The 16,443-nt window shown below is 31.2% G+C and carries 15 protein-coding genes; 4 read left to right on the top strand and 11 right to left on the bottom strand.

The features are described from left to right. From CHB67_RS13695 to CHB67_RS13685, 3 genes are all read right to left on the bottom strand, one after another. Complete coding sequence (locus CHB67_RS13695; protein WP_089382352.1) at nt 1-1,230, bottom strand: TolC family protein; 1,230 nt, start codon at nt 1,228-1,230, stop codon at nt 1-3. Between the two features lie 77 nt (nt 1,231-1,307). Further along, nucleotides 1,308-5,006 carry an efflux RND transporter permease subunit gene (locus CHB67_RS13690; protein WP_089382351.1) on the bottom strand — a complete coding sequence of 1,233 codons (3,699 nt, stop codon included), beginning with the start codon at nt 5,004-5,006 and terminating at the stop codon, nt 1,308-1,310. Between the two features lie 107 nt (nt 5,007-5,113). Next, nucleotides 5,114-5,530 (bottom strand): HYC_CC_PP family protein, encoded by a 417-nt coding sequence (locus CHB67_RS13685; RefSeq protein WP_245813548.1) that lies wholly within the window; start codon nt 5,528-5,530, stop codon nt 5,114-5,116. A gap of 147 nt (nt 5,531-5,677) precedes the next feature. Between CHB67_RS13685 and CHB67_RS13680 the strand changes: the two genes are divergently transcribed. The 3 genes from CHB67_RS13680 to CHB67_RS13670 all read left to right on the top strand — a co-directional run bounded on the left by CHB67_RS13680 (nt 5,678) and on the right by CHB67_RS13670 (nt 7,527). Further along, a complete protein-coding gene (locus CHB67_RS13680; RefSeq protein WP_089382350.1) occupies nt 5,678-5,947 on the top strand; it encodes a hypothetical protein in 270 nt (89 codons plus the stop codon). Between the two features lie 77 nt (nt 5,948-6,024). Then, the gene (locus CHB67_RS13675; protein ID WP_089382349.1) at nt 6,025-6,996 is read left to right on the top strand and encodes a PorP/SprF family type IX secretion system membrane protein; all 972 of its coding nucleotides are present in this window, start codon (nt 6,025-6,027) and stop codon (nt 6,994-6,996) included. A gap of 21 nt (nt 6,997-7,017) precedes the next feature. Continuing rightward, nucleotides 7,018-7,527 (top strand): gamma carbonic anhydrase family protein, encoded by a 510-nt coding sequence (locus CHB67_RS13670; RefSeq protein WP_089382348.1) that lies wholly within the window; start codon nt 7,018-7,020, stop codon nt 7,525-7,527. Nucleotides 7,528-7,716: 189 nt separating this feature from the next. Here CHB67_RS13670 and murI read toward each other — a convergent pair whose 3' ends face one another. The 8 genes from murI to CHB67_RS13630 all read right to left on the bottom strand — a co-directional run bounded on the left by murI (nt 7,717) and on the right by CHB67_RS13630 (nt 15,621). After that, nucleotides 7,717-8,508 (bottom strand): glutamate racemase, encoded by a 792-nt coding sequence (gene murI / locus CHB67_RS13665; protein ID WP_089382347.1) that lies wholly within the window; start codon nt 8,506-8,508, stop codon nt 7,717-7,719. A gap of 59 nt (nt 8,509-8,567) precedes the next feature. After that, nucleotides 8,568-9,068, bottom strand: coding sequence for an OmpH family outer membrane protein (locus CHB67_RS13660; RefSeq protein ID WP_089382346.1), 501 nt, complete (start codon nt 9,066-9,068; stop codon nt 8,568-8,570). Between the two features lie 37 nt (nt 9,069-9,105). Next, the gene (locus CHB67_RS13655; RefSeq protein ID WP_089382345.1) at nt 9,106-9,876 is read right to left on the bottom strand and encodes an OmpH family outer membrane protein; all 771 of its coding nucleotides are present in this window, start codon (nt 9,874-9,876) and stop codon (nt 9,106-9,108) included. A gap of 67 nt (nt 9,877-9,943) precedes the next feature. Continuing rightward, nucleotides 9,944-12,499 (bottom strand): outer membrane protein assembly factor BamA, encoded by a 2,556-nt coding sequence (bamA, locus tag CHB67_RS13650; protein WP_089382344.1) that lies wholly within the window; start codon nt 12,497-12,499, stop codon nt 9,944-9,946. Beyond that, a complete protein-coding gene (locus tag CHB67_RS13645; protein WP_089382343.1) occupies nt 12,492-13,247 on the bottom strand; it encodes an isoprenyl transferase in 756 nt (251 codons plus the stop codon). Before CHB67_RS13645 ends, bamA begins: the two co-directional genes overlap by 8 nt. Next, nucleotides 13,247-13,942: a type IX secretion system protein PorG gene (porG, locus tag CHB67_RS13640; protein ID WP_089382342.1), complete on the bottom strand. Its 696-nt coding sequence runs from the start codon at nt 13,940-13,942 to the stop codon at nt 13,247-13,249. Before porG ends, CHB67_RS13645 begins: the two co-directional genes overlap by 1 nt. A gap of 135 nt (nt 13,943-14,077) precedes the next feature. Further along, the gene (locus CHB67_RS13635) at nt 14,078-14,959 is read right to left on the bottom strand and encodes an NAD kinase (RefSeq protein WP_089382341.1); all 882 of its coding nucleotides are present in this window, start codon (nt 14,957-14,959) and stop codon (nt 14,078-14,080) included. A gap of 2 nt (nt 14,960-14,961) precedes the next feature. Beyond that, nucleotides 14,962-15,621 (bottom strand): CBS domain-containing protein, encoded by a 660-nt coding sequence (locus CHB67_RS13630; RefSeq protein ID WP_089382340.1) that lies wholly within the window; start codon nt 15,619-15,621, stop codon nt 14,962-14,964. Nucleotides 15,622-15,721: 100 nt separating this feature from the next. On the opposite strand from CHB67_RS13630, the gene CHB67_RS13625 reads away from it, so the two are divergent. Continuing rightward, nucleotides 15,722-16,438 carry a pyridoxine 5'-phosphate synthase gene (locus CHB67_RS13625; protein ID WP_089382339.1) on the top strand — a complete coding sequence of 239 codons (717 nt, stop codon included), beginning with the start codon at nt 15,722-15,724 and terminating at the stop codon, nt 16,436-16,438. The last annotated feature ends 5 nt before the right edge of the window (nt 16,439-16,443 follow it).

The raw sequence follows: 16,443 nt of genomic DNA, 5'->3' as shown, positions 1-16,443 counted from the left end.
TTAGTTTGTTGTTGTTAAAAATTCTAATGTTGATTTTTGAATGGCATATTCTTTTTCTGAACCTACTTTTTTAAATTCAAATTTTAGTTTCATTTGTTGAATTTCAAGTAGTTGTTTAAAATCTATGCTTGATGTTTCATAAGCTGCTAATAAAAGTGTTTTAATGCGTTCGGTTTCAGCAATGTTTTGGGTTTGAGTAAGTATGGAAGTTCTAGCTGTTTTTATAGCACTTTCTGAAGTTTCAAATAGCGTTGTTAATTCATTAGTTGTATTTATTGAAGTGGCAACTATAGCTTTTTGATCTAATTGAAATTGTTTTTGTTTTGAACGGTATTTGTTTGAAAATAAAGGAATGGAAACCGAAACCATAGGCATAAAAATATCCTTTCCATTATCTGCTATATTTGGTGCAGGTCGCTCTTCAACAATAACATAATCTAGTCCAATACCAACGGTTGGTAACCCTTCTTTTTTGGTAGCTAGTTCTTCTTTTTTTAACGACGCTTTTAAATTTTGTAGTTGTAAAAGTTTAGGATTTGTAGAAATAGCTTCTTTAGAAAAAATAGCTTCAGAAGTATTAATTGATATGTTTTTAGTAATTGTAATTTCGGAGTTTTTATTTCTGTTTAATAATAAGTTAAACGTAATTTGTTTCGCCTTAAAATTCTCTTGAATAGTGTTTAAAGAATTTGTAAGTTCATTCTTTTCAATTCTAATTTTTAGTACATCAACCATAGTTGAACGATTGTTTTCCAATTCGCTTAAAGCAAGTTCTTCAAAGCTTGTTAATAATTTAAGATGTTCAGTTATAATATTTTCCTTTGATTTTAATTCGTAAAGTTGATAATACGTTGTTTTTATTTGTAAAAATAAGGTGCGTTTAGCCATGTCAAATTCATTCAAAGTTGCATTAGCTTTTAAGGCTGCGCCTTCTTGTTTTGTGTTTAATGTACCAAACCAAGGCAAATTTTGAGAAATACTGAATTTTGCTTTTTGTGCACCAACTCTTGTTTCAACAGGCGACACAAAATACCCTACACCAATAGATGTGTTTTGAATGCTTCCTAGCTCGTTTATTTTTTCTAAATCACTTTCGTAATTGTAGTGTATTGATTGTAAATGCGGACTGTTTTTAGTAGCAATTTTTAAATAATCGTCTAAGGATTGTGCGTTGCTAAAACTACAAATTACAATAAGGCTTATGAATGTTATACTATAGTTAGTTTTCATTGTTTTAAAATTTTGTTAGTATTTAGATAAGATTCTGAATCAAGTTCAGAATGACGCATATTTTATTTTTTTGTGATTCATACATTGGAGGAAATCTCAAGTTGTTTTTTAATTTCCAATTCTTGTTTCCAACTAAATAAAACAGGAACTACAAAAAGTGTAATTAGGGCTATTAGCATACCTCCAAAACTTGGTATTGCCATTGGAATCATAATATCAGAACCTCTTCCTGTAGATGTTAGTACGGGTAACAATGCTAGTATTGTTGTAGCGGTTGTCATTAAACAAGGTCGAATTCTTTTTTCACCAGCTTCTACAATTGAAGCTCTTATATCTTGCTTTGTTTTTGGCTTATTTTTATTAAAAGTTTGTGTTAAGTAGGTTGCCATTACAACGCCATCATCAGTAGCAATACCAAATAAGGCAATAAAACCAACCCAAACAGCAACACTTAAATTAATAGGGTGCATTTGAAATAATGTTCGAAGATTTACGCCAAAGACATCAAAATTTAAAAACCACGATTCTCCATACAACCAAATCATAATAAAACCACCAGCAAAAGCAACTGCAATTCCAGTAAAAACCATAAATGAAGTAGCAACCGATTTAAATTGAAAATATAAAATTAAAAAGATAATTAACAAGGCTAAAGGCACAACAACAGCAAGTATTTTTTCGGCCCTAAGTTGGTTTTCATAAGTTCCGGTGAACTGATAATTAATGCCTTTTGGTACAATTAGTTCACCGTTATTAATTTTTTCTTGAATAATTTTTTGTGCATTTTCAACAACCGTTACTTCGGCTGCTCCATCAATTTTATCAAAAAGTACGTAACCTACTAAAAAAGTATCTTCACTTTTTATTACTTGCGGACCTTGTTCATAGTTGATGCTTACCAATTCAGCTAGTGGAATTGAATTACCATTAGCAGTAGGAACATATATCTTTTTTAAATCTTCGGGATTGGTACGTTTTTCTCTTGGATACCGAACTCTAATTCCATAACGCTCACGACCTTCAACTGTTTGTGAAATTAGTTTTCCGCCAATGGCAACTTCTAAAACATTTTGAACAGTGTTAATGTTTAGTCCGTAATGACTTAATTTTGCTCTATCAATGTCAATGAGTAAATAAGGTTTTCCAACAATTCTATCGGCAAAAACGGCCTCTTTTTTAATGGTAGGAATTTCTTTCAAAACAGTTTCTAATTCCAAGCCAAAAGCTTCAATCTCAGTTAAATTTTGCCCTTTTATTTTTATGCCCATTGGAGCGCGCATTCCTGTTTGAAGCATTACCAAACGCGTTTCAATAGGCTGTAATTTTGGAGCTGAAGTTACACCTGGAAGTTTTGTAACTCGAACAATTTCATTCCAAATATCGTTTTCAGTTTTAATGCTTTTGCGCCAGTTTCGGTAGAATTCACCATTTGTGTCTTCAATCAAATTTTTGGTGTCAATTTTGGTTCCTGAAGCAATAAATTTTCCTGAAATTGTTTCAAACAATCCATTATTATTCACTTTAAATTTTAACCTTTTTCCATCTTTGTTTAGTTTATATTCGGGTTTGTAACTAATAATATTTTCATACATTGAGAGCGGAGCAGGGTCTAAAGCGCTTTCAGTTCTTCCTGCTTTTCCAACCACTGTTTTAATTTCAGGGATAGTGGCTACAGCCATATCTAATTGTTGTAGCACACGTTTGTTTTCTGCAATTCCTGAATGCGGCATAGAAGTTGGCATTAGTAAAAAGGAACCTTCATTTAAAGTAGGCATAAATTCTTTGCCAGTATTTTTCCAAATGCTAATACCAGCTATAATTATAATGGTTGGAATGCTTAAAAACAACAGTTTGTTTGCCAATGCCCATTGTAGTATTTTAACATAATACTTTCTAAATAATGTAAAAACACCCAACAATCCAAAGCAAATAATACTAACAAAAATAAGGTTGTTAAAAATAGAATTGTCTACACCTAAAGGCCTCCAATACCTACTTAAAAGAGTTATAATTGTTAGGGCAGAAATTACAATGTTTATAAAGTTTGATTTTTCTTCGGAAATAATTTCACGACTTTTTAAAATCCCTACACAGCCAAAAGCAATGAATAAAAAGGCAATGGTGTAGCCACTTACGAGTCCCGCAATTCCCAAAATAATTAAAAAGATACTTCCAAAAAGTTTTCCTTTTTTAAATGGAGATTTCCACCCAAACAACCAAGCAGCAAAAGGCGGAATTAAAAATAACGCTACCATTAATGAAGCTGTTAAAGCCATTGTTTTGGTAAATGCTAGAGGTCGAAATAGTTTTCCTTCAGCACCAATCATTGTAAAAACAGGAATAAAACTAATAATGGTTGTCATTACAGCAGTGGTAATAGCTCCTGAAACTTCTTTAGTTGCGTTAAAAATTACGGTATTTATAGGTAGTTTTTCAGCGTTTTCATCAAGATGCCGAATCATATTTTCAGATAAAATAACACCAACATCAACCATAGTTCCAATGGCGATTGCAATACCTGATAAGGCAACAATATTGGCATCTACATTAAAAATTCTCATCGCAATAAATACCATTAAAATGGCAATTGGTAGTAATCCAGAGATTAATACTGATGCTCTTAAATTAAAAACCATTACAATAATGACCAATATTGTAATGAGTATTTCTAACGTTAAAGCTTCATTTAAGGTGTTTAATGTTTCTTGAATTAGTTCAGTTCTGTCATAAAAAGGAATAATAGTTAATTGTGAAGTTCTTCCATCTTTTAGCACTTTTGAAGGTAATCCGGCACTAGTTTCAGTAATTTGTTTTTTTACATTATTAATTACTTCCATTGGATTTGCGCCATAACGAGCAACTACAACACCACCAACAACTTCAGCACCTTCCTTGTCTAAAATGCCCCTGCGTTCAGCAGGACCTAAAGTAACATTGGCAATATCTTTTATTAAAATAGATGTAAAATCTTTTGAAGTTACTACGGAGTTTTCAATATCTTCAACAGATTTTATATAACCTAAACCACGTACTAAATATTCTACTTGATTAATTTCAATAGTTTTAGCGCCAATCTCTTTATTAGAATTTCTAACTGCATTTACAACTTGCTGTAAAGAAATACCGTATTGTTTTAAAACCTCAGGATTTACATCTATTTGATATTCTTTTACAAAACCACCAATGGAAGCCACTTCAGAAACACCATTAGCAGATGAAAGTGCATATTTTACATAGTAATCTTGTATGCTTCGCAGTTCTTGTAAATCCCAACCACCTGTAACATTTCCTTCTTTGTCTCTTCCTTCTAATGTGTACCAAAATATTTGCCCTAAACCTGTGGCGTCGGGTCCTAAAGTAGGTTGCACTTCTAAAGGTAATAAGCCGTTTGGTAGTGAATTTAGTTTTTCAAGAATACGACTTCGGCTCCAGTAAAATTCAATATCTTCTTCAAAAATGATATAAATACTTGAAAATCCAAACATTGATGAACTTCGAATGGTTTTAACACCAGGAATTCCCAATAATGATGTGGTTAACGGATACGTAATTTGATCTTCAATGTCTTGAGGTGAGCGACCGCTCCACTTGGTGAAAACAATTTGTTGATTTTCGCCAATATCAGGAATAGCATCAACTGCTACCGGATTTCTAGGAAAGTTTCCAGTATCCCAATCAAAAGGAGCTGTAGCTATTCCCCAGCCTAAAAACAAGGCTAATAATAATACGGCAACTAATTTATTTTTTATTAGAAATTGAATGCTTTTGTTTAGCATGGTGTTGATATTTAAATGTTTAGAAATATGTATTTAAAAAATATAAATACAGAAATATGCCCATATTAACGGTTGCTAATTGGGGGTTGAATTCTAAAAATTTAAAATCAAATTAAAAAAACAGCATCAAGAACTTGAATATCTTTGAAAAGTAAGGGGGGCGTATAATGTTTAAAAGGAATTACATTGTTAGCTAATCCTTCAAACAAATTTATATATGAATAAATATATGAAGCAATAAAAAACTGTTGCTCTAAGTTTATAGGTGTTACGTTAGTTTTTAACTCACTTTGACCTTCAAACTGTTTTACAATATCACTACAACAATTCTTTTTTTGAACATTACAATCTTTAGTAGGGCCGGGTTTATCTAGTTCCATTCCACAAGATGCAGCTTTTGAAAACAAGGCACTATCAACCAAGTGATCACCGCAATAGTGTTCACTAATGGTAAATGACATTGTAGAAAAAAGGACTACAAAAGCCATTAAAAAAGCAGTAATTTTTTTCAAAAATTCGTTCATAATATAAAACAAATATATCATTTTAAAATTTAATTGTTATTTGTAGTTTAAATTCTTAATGAAATTTAACAACTTTTTAATTTTATCTCTATTCGTTTTGTTAAAATTCTGTAAATTAGAGGGTAATACTTTTTTTAATTCTAATTTATGGTTTCAATAAACTTAAGTGAGGTTACAAATAGGCGAGAAATAGCTGTAATTATTCATGAAAAAATGGAAATGAATGGTATTAAAAAAAGTGAAATTATGTTAGGTACGCAATTAAGTAAAACTGCTATTAATAGTGTGTTGTGTACAGGAAATTCAAAAAAAGATTACAGGTTTACAACCTTATTAAAAGTGCTTTCTTTTATGAAGATTCAACTTTTTATAGGTGGCAACAAGGAACAAAAAAGTAAAGTACTGTCTTTATTTTAAAATCATTGTTAATATTAAGATAATGCATGAAAATAATAGCTTAAAAAATTATATATTTGAAATTCTATTTTAAAGGAATGAAATTATTTAATACTCTTATTAGCTGTTTGCTATTTATTGTACCTTTTACAATAAAAGCACAAGAAACATTACCTGTTTATTCCGATTATCTTTCAGACAATGTTTTTTTGGTACATCCTTCTGCAGCAGGTATAGGAAATTGTAGTAAAATTAGGTTTACAGCACGTAACCAGTGGAGTGGAGTAGCAGATGCGCCTTCTCTACAAACTTTAACAGCGCATACAAGATTTGGAGATAATATTGGTGCGGGTGTTGTTTTATTTAATGATAAAAACGGATACCATGCACAACAAGGTTTTGAGGCAGTTTTTGCTTATCATATCAATATGGGTAGGGCTGATGATGCCAATCAATTATCATTCGGATTGGGTCTAATGGCAGTTAATAATACCGTTGATGAAAGCTCATTTACAATTTATGATCCTGTAATTTCTCAAATAGTTCAAAGTGAAGCTTATTTCAATGCCGATTTTAGTATGGCATACCATTACAAAGGGTTGTTTACTTATTTTACGGCTAAAAACATTGTGCTAAGTGCTAGAAATTTATACGATAGTTTTTATGAATCTTTAAATCTAAGACGCTATTTGTTTACTGCTGGGTACTATTTTGGTGAAAAAAAAGGTCTTCAATTTGAACCTTCAATAATGGGGCAAATTGTTGAACGTACAGGTGAGAAATTTGTTGATTTCAACTTTAAGATTTATAAAAATATAGGCGATGCTCAACTTTGGGCAGCTTTTTCATACCGCCAAGGTTTCGACAATGCTCTGCCTCAAGAATTACAATATTTTACACCTATAATAGGTATTAATTATAAGAACTTCATGGTTTCTTACACCTACACCAAACAAACAGGAGAAATTTTGTTTGACGATGCAGGTTATAACCAACTAACATTGGGCTATAACTTTGGTTGTAGAACGCCAAGAAACAGTGGTTGTCCTAATATTAATTATGCCTTTTAATTATTTCAAAATTATTTTATTATGATTATTAAAGAATTGAACGGAAACGTTCCAAAATTTGGTGACGATTGCTTTATTGCTGAAAATGCCGTTATTATTGGAGAAGTTGAAATGGGGGCACAATGTAGTATTTGGTACAATGCCGTAATTAGGGGAGATGTACACTACATAAAAATGGGTAACAAAGTAAATGTTCAAGACGGAGCGGTTATCCATGCCACATATCAAAAACACCCAACAAACATTGGTAATAATGTATCTATTGGTCACAATGCAATGGTGCATGGTTGTACCATTCACGACAATGTATTAATAGGTATGGGATCTATTGTTATGGACGATTGTGTAATTGAAAGTAACTCTATTATAGCAGCTGGTGCAGTGGTTACAAAAGGTACACATGTGCCGTCTGGAACTATTTACGGCGGTATTCCTGCTAAAAAAGTGAAAGATATTAGCCAAGAATTAATTTCAGGAGAAATTGATAGAATAGCTAACAACTATGTAAAATATTCAGGTTGGTATAAGTAGGTTTAGGGCGTTGCCTTCGGCCAGGCTTTCCGTTAAATCTTTTGCCATGCAAAAGGATACCACTTCAATCCTTAACGCAAAAAGTTACAATCTATAAACCTAACAGACTTCAAAAATTTGTTAGGTTTGTTTTTTATTAGTTCAGAATTAATTGTATTTAAATTTGTTGCTATTAGTTTAGAATATTCTTTAAAAGTCCAACTCATTAACTAGCACATTAGCTTTAGCGCTTTTCAACATATTTTCTAACACTAGTTTTTTAGTATTTGTATAAAATTGATGCGTTGGTTCATTTAAAACGTCATTTAATAAATGGTGTTTTTCTAATACAGCTTTTGTTTGTCTAGCTGCAGCTTCGCCTGAATCAATAATGTGAACGAGTGGACCTACAATTTCTTTAATTTGAGGAATCAAGTATGGATAATGTGTACAACCTAAAACCAAATGGTCTATGTTAAATTGTAACATGGGCGATAAATAATTGGTTAATAATTGTTGTGTTTCAGGGCTGTTTAATTTTCCGTCTTCAATCAATTCAACCAAGCCTTCTCCATCTTGTTCAATAGTAGTAATATTTTTGGTATATTCATTCGCTGTTTTTTCAAAAAGCTTGCTTGTAAGCGTCCCTTTTGTAGCTAATATACCAATGGCCTCTGTTTTACTAAAAAGAGCAGCAGGCTTTATAGCAGGCTCAATACCAATAAAAGGAATGTTGTAATGTGATCTTAAATAATCTATAGCGTTTGTTGTAGCCGTATTGCAAGCAACAATTATTAATTTGCATCCTTTTGAAATTAATAGTTCTGTGTTTTTTACACTCAGTTCAATAATTTGATCTGAGGTTTTTTGACCGTAAGGAGCATTTTTACTATCGGCTAAGTAAATGGTGTGTTCATTAGGTAATATTTTAACAACTTCTTTCCATATTGAAGTGCCGCCAATACCTGAATCAAAGAGACCAATAGCTTGTTGATTTTTCATTAGAATAAAAGTAAAAAAAATCCCGCCTAAGCGAGATTTTTTTTAAAAGTATTTTTGTTTTATTGAATACCTAACTTAGCTTTTACTAAAGGCAATAAGTCTTTTCCTTTTGCTACCACTAAAGTTTGAGCACCTAAAACATAGTCAAAACCTTGTTCAGTTGCAACAGCTTCAATAGCTTCTCTTGCTTTTTCAACAATAGGTTTCATTAGCTCAGTTTCTTGATTCGTAATATCTTTTTGAGCTTGTTGACCTGCTAATTGTAATTTTTGTTGATCTTGTTGAACTTCAGCAACTCTTTGTTGATTTACTTCGTTAGTTTGTGAAGCAGCCTCAGCATCGTATCTTTTTAATTTAGCTTCTAATTTATCATTTTCAGCTTTTAATTCATCCTGATAAGTTTTAGATAATTTTTCTAAATCAGCTTGCATCGCTTTAGCTTCTGGCATTAAACTTACTAATTCCATGAAGTTAATGTGAGCAACTTTAGATTGTGCATTCATTGTATTAAAACCCAAAGCAATAACTGCAACTATTAATAACGTTTTAAATTGTTTCATCTTTTTTGTTCTTATTTTTAAATTAATTATTCTTATTTTATTCGGTTTGTTTTTTTGATTCTTCTATTTCTTTTATTCGTTGTTGTTTTTTTTCTTCATTAGCTTTAAGTAAAGCTTCTCTTTTTTTAAGTTGTTCAGCTCTTTTAGCTTCCATCTTTTGCTTCATTTCAGCTCTTTTTTGCTCCTTTTCATCAATCTTATTTTGAGCTTCTTCGCTTAAAACTGGAGCTTCTTTTGTTACTGTTGCAGCGTTTTTTTTATTTTTTTTGTCAGTTGCTTCTTCAATCTTTTTAACTCTACTAATACTTGTTAGCACTAAATCACTAATATCGTATTGTTTATTTGTATAGAGCATTACCAATGCTGTTGATTTATCTAATATAAAATCATATTTTCTTTTAACTGCAATTTCTTGAACGGCATTGTAAACTAAATCTTGAATTGGTTTAACAAGTTGCTTTCTTAAAAAGAACAAATCTCCATTGGTTCCAAAGTAGGCTGCTTGTAATTTTTTTAAATCTAATTCTTTAATAGTTATATCTTCTTCTTTTTCTTCAATTAACTCTTGTGTTAAAAGAACTTTTTCATTTCTTAAATCGGCTTTTAAACCATCTATTTCAGATTGTTTTTTATCAATAGTGCGCTGCCAAGTAAGTGCTTTCGCATTAATTCTGGTCTCAGCTTCTGTATATTCAGGAATATTTTCTAATATATATTCCATATCAATATATCCGAACCTTTGAGGTTTTTGTGCTATCACTTGTATGCTTAGCAGAATAAACGCAAATAAAACAACTTTTTTGGTCATTACAAATAAGTATTTAGAAATAATCGTGCCACTTTAAAATTTTAATTACAAATATAACTGATTTAGTTTAAAATTGTTGCCCAATAACAAAATGAGTTTGCCATCCTGATTTTTGAACTTGTCCAGTTGCTGGGTCAAATCCATAAGCAAAATCAATACCTAATAATCCAAACGCAGGCATAAATACTCTAAGCCCAAGTCCTGCAGATCTTTTTAGGTTAAAAGGGCTCAATTCTTCAAAGCCATCATAAGCATTACCAGCCTCTAAAAATCCTAAAGCATAAATAGATGCTGATGGTTTTAAAGTAATTGGATATCTAAGTTCCATTTGAAATTTATTGTAAATGGTTCCACCTAATACTGATGAAATTTGACCGTTTTCATAACCTCTTAAAGCTACTGTGGTTCTTCCATCTAATTGGTATGAAGCCATTCCGTCACCCCCAACAAAATATCTTTCAAAAGGTGAATAACCTAATTCTTTGTTATATCTTCCTAAGAAACCAAATTCAGCATTGGTCATTAATATTAAATCTTTGTAAATTGAAGTGTACCATTTTCCAGTAAAACTAGCTTTGTAATATTCTAGCCATCTGTACTTTTCTTGGTCAGTTAAGGTTGAGTAATCTTTATTATTCATTAAAGACCAAGGCAACGTAAATTTTCCTGTGATTGCAAATTCAGAACCTGTTTTTGGGAAAATTGGGTTTGGACCTGATGAATTTCTTGAAAATGTAATGTTGTATGCCAAGTTGTTTGATTTTCCTGTTTCAAAACTAAAAGTTGATATAGGATAATCTTTTAAATCGTATAATTGATAACTGATGCTCTGTGAAAGTGAGAAGTTATCATCTGGCCATGTTAACCTTCTTCCAATTCCGGCACTTGCTCCAAGGATGTTTAATCGTTGATCCTTATCTACATTATTTGTAGCATAGTTGTAACGATATTGACCAGAATAATAGACTGAAAGTGAAAGTGATTGTGGTTTTTTACCTCCTAACCAAGGTTCAACAAAAGAAAAACTTCCCGTAGTATAATATCTACTTTTTTGTAAACGTAATGAAAGTGTTTGCCCGTCACCCATTGGTAATGGTTTGTAAGCCTTTCCGTTGAAAATATTTCTAATTGAAAAGTTATTAAACGACAAACCGATAGTACCTATAAAAGAGCCACCACCGTAACCACCTTGCAATTCAATTTGACTTGCCCCTTTTTCGGCAATTGTATAATCAATATCTACGGTTTTATCCGTATAGTTAGGCTTAATATCAGGTGTAATTGTTTCAGCATCAAAAAATCCTAACTGACCAATTTCTCTAATAGTTCTAATAATTTGACTTTTACTATATAAATAACCAGGTCTTGTTCTAATTTCTCTATAAACTACGTGGTCATTTGTACGGTCGTTACCATTAATAGTTACTTTATTAATTTTGGTAGGTTCATCTTCGTAAATTCTAATTTCAACATCAATTGAGTCGTTACTAATTTTAGTTTCAACAGGCATTACTCTAGAAAATAGGTATCCGTTGTCTTGGTACAAAGTAGCAATATCTTGCGAGTCTGGTGTGCCGTCTCCTGTAACACGTTCTTTTAAAAGAATTCCGTTGTAAGTATCCCCTTTTTGAATTCGCAACATACCTTGTAATTGCTCGTTGGTATATTTGCTATTTCCTAAGAATTTGATGTCTCCAAAGTAATATTTATTACCTTCTTCAACATTAATGTTTAGGTTTATAGTGTTGTCATCATTCCAAGTAATTGTTTTATCTAAAACTCTGGCATCACGGTATCCTTTTTTGCTGTAGGTTGAAACCAGTTTTTCAAGATCTTCTTTATAATCAGCTTCAATATATTTTGAACCTTTCCAAATACGACCAAACATTTTTTGTTTTGTGTTTTTCATTGAACCTTTAAGTATTTTGTCACTTAAAGCTTCAGTTCCAATGAAATTTATGTTTTTAATTTTCACTTTTTCACCCTTGTCTACTCTAATAAGCATTTTTACAGAGTTTACATTTGAGGTGTCAGCTTTAGTGTCTAAAGTCACTTTTGCATTTAAATATCCTTTGTCTTGGTATGTTTTTTTGATGTAGTTTTTAGTGGTAACAATTAAATTGTCTGTTACCATAGTACCCACTTTTAGCTCAGCGTCTTTTTTAAGTTCTTTTTCTTTGCTTTTTTTAACACCTTGAATAGTTATTTGACTAAGTTGAGGTAATTCTAAAACATCAAATTCTAAATAAGCTGTATTGCCATCAATTTTAGAAATGTATACATCAATTTTACTAAATTGATTGGTTTCGTATAATTTTTTTATTGCACTTGTAAGTTTGTCTCCTGGTATTTTAAGTTCCATACCCACTTTTAGCCCTGTAAAAACTTTTACGGTTTGCTCTTCAAACTTTTTAAGCCCAACTACTGAAATACCACCCAATTCATATTTTGTATCTTCAACAAAATTTATGGGTCCCTTGGTTTTAGGTTGTAAAGTGTCTTTTGCTATAGTTTTATTTTCTACTGAAGTCTCTTTTAGCGTATCATTTTTTACTTCTTGAGCTTGCGCAAAAGTTGTAAAAATAACCACCAAAAGTAGGAGCGCTATCTTAAATTTATTCATTTAATTTTTCAATTTGTTCACTAGTTTTTCCAAACCGTCGTTCTCTGTTTTGGTAATCTATAATTGCTGTATATAAATTTTCTTCTCTAAAATCTGGCCAAAGTGTATCTGTAAAATACAGTTCTGCATAAGCTATTTGCCACAATAAAAAATTGCTGATTCTTTTTTCGCCACTTGTGCGAATCATCAAATCAACATCAGGCAAAGAAAACGTATATAAATGATTATTAATAATTTTTTCGCTAATTTCTTCTATGTCTAATTGTTTATTAACAACTTTTTTTGATATATTTTTGATAACATTAACAATTTCTTCACGAGATCCGTAGTTTAAGGCCAATGTTAAGGTTAAAGTGCTGTTATTTTTGGTTTTTTCAATTACATCAGCAAGCTCAATTTGAGCTTTTTTAGGCAAATATTCAAGGTTGCCAATGGCGTTTAATTTGATGTTGTTTTTTTGAAGTGTTTTTAATTCTTTTTTTAAAGAAGAAACTAATAACGACATTAATGTTTTGACTTCTAATTTTGGACGGTTCCAATTTTCTGTTGAAAAAGCATATAATGTTAAGTATTGAATGCCAATTTCAGCTGCTGCTTCAATTGATTTTCTTACGGAAGTTACACCATTTTTATGTCCAAAAACACGCGCTTTACCTTGTTGTTTTGCCCAACGTCCATTTCCGTCCATAATAATAGCTACATGTTTCGGAACTCTGTTTTTATTTATTCTATCTTTTAAGTCTTTCATTAATAAGGTGTTGCGTAGCAAGGAGGTCTTCCGAAGGTATAAACAAATGAAACGCCAGCTAACATATACCAATCGTTGTTATTTGGGTTTCCAAACTCTAAAGCAGGAATCCTGTCTGAATCTTCTCCATAATAATTATAATCTATTTCATCAGTAAAAGTGTAAGTCGCTCTTAATTCAAATGCTACTGCAAAACGACGAGCGACTGCGAATTTATATCCAACACCAAACGGAATAGCAAATGAAGTTTTTGAACCGTATTCATATACTTCTGGTGAAATTTCACGAGTTACAGTTTTGTAATTTAAAGCTGCAATTTCAAGCAAAATATATGGGGTTTGACTTTGTTGATAATTGTCTATGTTGTAATCAAAGTAGTTGTATTCTAGTCCAACAGCTAATTCTTTTACTGAATTTGTAAAACGAAGCCCTCTTAATTTTCTAGCATTATTGGTAGCATTGGCATCATTTGATGAAAGTTCTATGTATGTAAAAGTTCCTCTTAAAGCCATTCTAGGATTTGCATTCCATTTATAAATAATTCCACCCATAAAATTATTTGGGTTTATATAGTATTCTGGTCCAATATCTCCAACATAATTACTTCCTCCAGCAAATATTCCAATTTCATTAATTTGAGCTTTGGAAGTGGTTGTAATACAGATGAATGAAATAAATACTATTAACTTTTTCATATAAAAAATTGCGAGCAAATATAATTAAATCTATTTGCATTTAGAAGTTAAACAAAGTCTTTTTTGATAAACTGTTTTTTTATGAAATTATTGTTAGGAGCTGCAAGTACGTTTTTAAGTATCAATAAATTACTATTAATTACGTGTGTCTTGTCCCCAAAGTAATTTTTCGCGTAATGTTTTAATAAATGTTTGTTGATTAATTTCAATCATATTCAAACTGAAATCGGCTTTCTTTATAGAGATTTCAGTACCACTTTCAATGGTGATAATTCTAGAATCTAACGATAAAAAAAACTTATCTTCTCTTCCTGTGACTTTAAATTTAATGGTTGTTTCATCAGGAATTACAAGTGGTCTGGCGTTTAAATTATGAGGTGCTATTGGTGTTAAAACAAAGCTTTTTGCTTCGGGCGTAATTATGGGACCGCCACAACTTAATGAGTAGCCAGTTGAACCTGTAGGTGTGGCAATAATTAACCCATCTGCCCAGTATGATGTTAGGTATTCATTATTTAAATAAGTTTCTATGGTAATCATTGAAGCGGTGTTATTTCTGCTTACAGATACTTCATTTAAGGCAAAATTTAAGTTATTTAAATCTTCGTTTTTTGATGTAGTGCTGATGCTTAACAAAGAACGTTGCCTGGTAATGTATTCTTTTTTCAATAACAAGTCTATTGAAGATGCAATTTCTTCTTTTTTAACCGTTGCTAAAAAACCTAGTCTTCCTGTGTTAATTCCTACAATAGGAATGTTAGAATCTCTTAAATAGGTTACGGCTCTTAAAATTGTACCATCGCCACCAATGGTAAACATAAAATGAAAAGAGCTGTCTAAATCTTTAAAAGAGTTAAAAGTTTGTGGGTTTTTAAGTTTTATGCTGTTTTTGAAATGGTTATAAAAATGCGCTTCAATTACAAACTCAATGTTGTTTTTTTGCAATAACTGAAATAATTCTTCAACATATATTTTATCATCAACTTTGTAATATTGACCATAGATAGCAACCTTCATAGTTAAATGTTTAAATATTTTTGTAAGTATTTTGAGCGTTCTTTTAAATCTTCTAGATAAAAATCTTCTTCGTGACTTGAGATGATCTCATATTCATAGCGTCTAAAAGATTGTAAAATTTCGTTTACATCTTGAGAGTCAAATTTAACAGTAATTTTTACGGTGGTTTCATTTTTTTCAGAAATAAAAAGCCCTTGTATTTTTCCACCATTAGATTCTATAATTTGGCAGATTTCACTAAAAGAAAAACCTCTAACTTCTTTTTCTAAAACCATAACGGTGCCGTTATTTTTTAAAAATGGCGTTTCGTTGTATGCATGTAAAACATCAGTTAAGTCAAAATACCCGATGTAGTTTTTTTGAGTATCAATAACAGGTACAATATTGGTTTCGTTTGACGCAAACGTGGTAATAATTTCTAAAATATTTGTTGTTACGTGTGTAGAAAACAGGTTGAATAAATATTGAAAATAGCCAATTTCTTTTTCATCTTCATCAATACCTTCAATATCAGTTTCAGAAATTAAACCAATTAAATGATTTTCTTTAACAATAGGAAAATGGCTATAGGTAGTTTCGTTAAAAAAAGTTTTCACTTCATTAACACTGGTTTCTAAACTAAAAGCCTCAAATTCGTTTAGTATATAAGGAGCTGTTTCCATATAGTTTGTTATTATACTACAAATTAATCAAAAATAAATCCAAAAACATATTCTTAGTTCGTAAATTTGCGCACTCATTTCAATTTTAAATATTTATAGAATGACAAAGTTAAGTGTTAATGTAAACAAAATTGCAACATTGCGTAATTCACGAGGGGCAGATTTCCCCAATGTAGTTAAGGTTTCTACTGATATTGAGCGTTTTGGAGCTGAAGGAATTACCATTCATCCAAGGCCAGATGAACGTCATATTCGTTATCAAGATGCTTACGATTTAAAAAAGAGTGTTACTACAGAATTTAATATTGAAGGAAATCCGATTCCAAAATTTATGGAAATGGTATTGGCAATTTGCCCAACGCAAGTAACGTTGGTACCTGATGCAATTAACGCTGTAACTTCAAATGCAGGTTGGGATACTATAAAACATCAAGACTTTTTAAAAGAAGTAATTGCTGAATTTAAATTGAAAGGAATTAGAACTTCCGTATTTATTGATACCGATTTAAAATTAATTGAAGCTGCTGCAACAACGGGGGCTGATAGAATTGAATTGTACACCGAAGATTTTGCAACACAATATGCTTTAGGAAATAAAGATGCTATAAAGCCTTATGCTGAAAGTGCAATATTGGCTACAGAGCTTGGTTTAGGAATTAACGCTGGGCACGATTTAAGCTTGGATAATATTCAGTTTTTTGCGCAAAATATTCCAAACTTGTTAGAAGTTTCTATAGGGCATGCACTTATTGCTGAATCTTTATATTTAGGTTTGGAGAACGTAGTAAATATGTACAAGTATAAGTTAAAAGCATAAAGATT

The sequence above is a fragment of the Lutibacter agarilyticus genome, assembly GCF_900188235.1.
Classification (GTDB): domain Bacteria; phylum Bacteroidota; class Bacteroidia; order Flavobacteriales; family Flavobacteriaceae; genus Lutibacter; species Lutibacter agarilyticus.
This window is presented reverse-complemented; position numbering and strand designations above follow the sequence as displayed.

Bases quoted from the DNA above. Each gene is read 5' to 3' on its own strand.
- CHB67_RS13670 (WP_089382348.1), top strand. From the start codon at position 7,018: ATGATTATTAAAGAATTGAACGGAAACGTTCCAAAATTTGGTGACGAT.
- porG (WP_089382342.1), bottom strand. From the start codon at position 13,942: ATGAAAAAGTTAATAGTATTTATTTCATTCATCTGTATTACAACCACT.
- bamA (WP_089382344.1), bottom strand. From the start codon at position 12,499: ATGAATAAATTTAAGATAGCGCTCCTACTTTTGGTGGTTATTTTTACA.
- CHB67_RS13680 (WP_089382350.1), top strand. From the start codon at position 5,678: ATGGTTTCAATAAACTTAAGTGAGGTTACAAATAGGCGAGAAATAGCT.
- CHB67_RS13690 (WP_089382351.1), bottom strand. From the start codon at position 5,006: ATGCTAAACAAAAGCATTCAATTTCTAATAAAAAATAAATTAGTTGCC.
- CHB67_RS13675 (WP_089382349.1), top strand. From the start codon at position 6,025: ATGAAATTATTTAATACTCTTATTAGCTGTTTGCTATTTATTGTACCT.
- CHB67_RS13655 (WP_089382345.1), bottom strand. From the start codon at position 9,876: ATGACCAAAAAAGTTGTTTTATTTGCGTTTATTCTGCTAAGCATACAA.
- CHB67_RS13685 (WP_245813548.1), bottom strand. From the start codon at position 5,530: ATGAACGAATTTTTGAAAAAAATTACTGCTTTTTTAATGGCTTTTGTA.
- CHB67_RS13625 (WP_089382339.1), top strand. From the start codon at position 15,722: ATGACAAAGTTAAGTGTTAATGTAAACAAAATTGCAACATTGCGTAAT.
- murI (WP_089382347.1), bottom strand. From the start codon at position 8,508: ATGAAAAATCAACAAGCTATTGGTCTCTTTGATTCAGGTATTGGCGGC.
- CHB67_RS13695 (WP_089382352.1), bottom strand. From the start codon at position 1,230: ATGAAAACTAACTATAGTATAACATTCATAAGCCTTATTGTAATTTGT.
- CHB67_RS13635 (WP_089382341.1), bottom strand. From the start codon at position 14,959: ATGAAGGTTGCTATCTATGGTCAATATTACAAAGTTGATGATAAAATA.
- CHB67_RS13660 (WP_089382346.1), bottom strand. From the start codon at position 9,068: ATGAAACAATTTAAAACGTTATTAATAGTTGCAGTTATTGCTTTGGGT.
- CHB67_RS13645 (WP_089382343.1), bottom strand. From the start codon at position 13,247: ATGAAAGACTTAAAAGATAGAATAAATAAAAACAGAGTTCCGAAACAT.
- CHB67_RS13630 (WP_089382340.1), bottom strand. From the start codon at position 15,621: ATGGAAACAGCTCCTTATATACTAAACGAATTTGAGGCTTTTAGTTTA.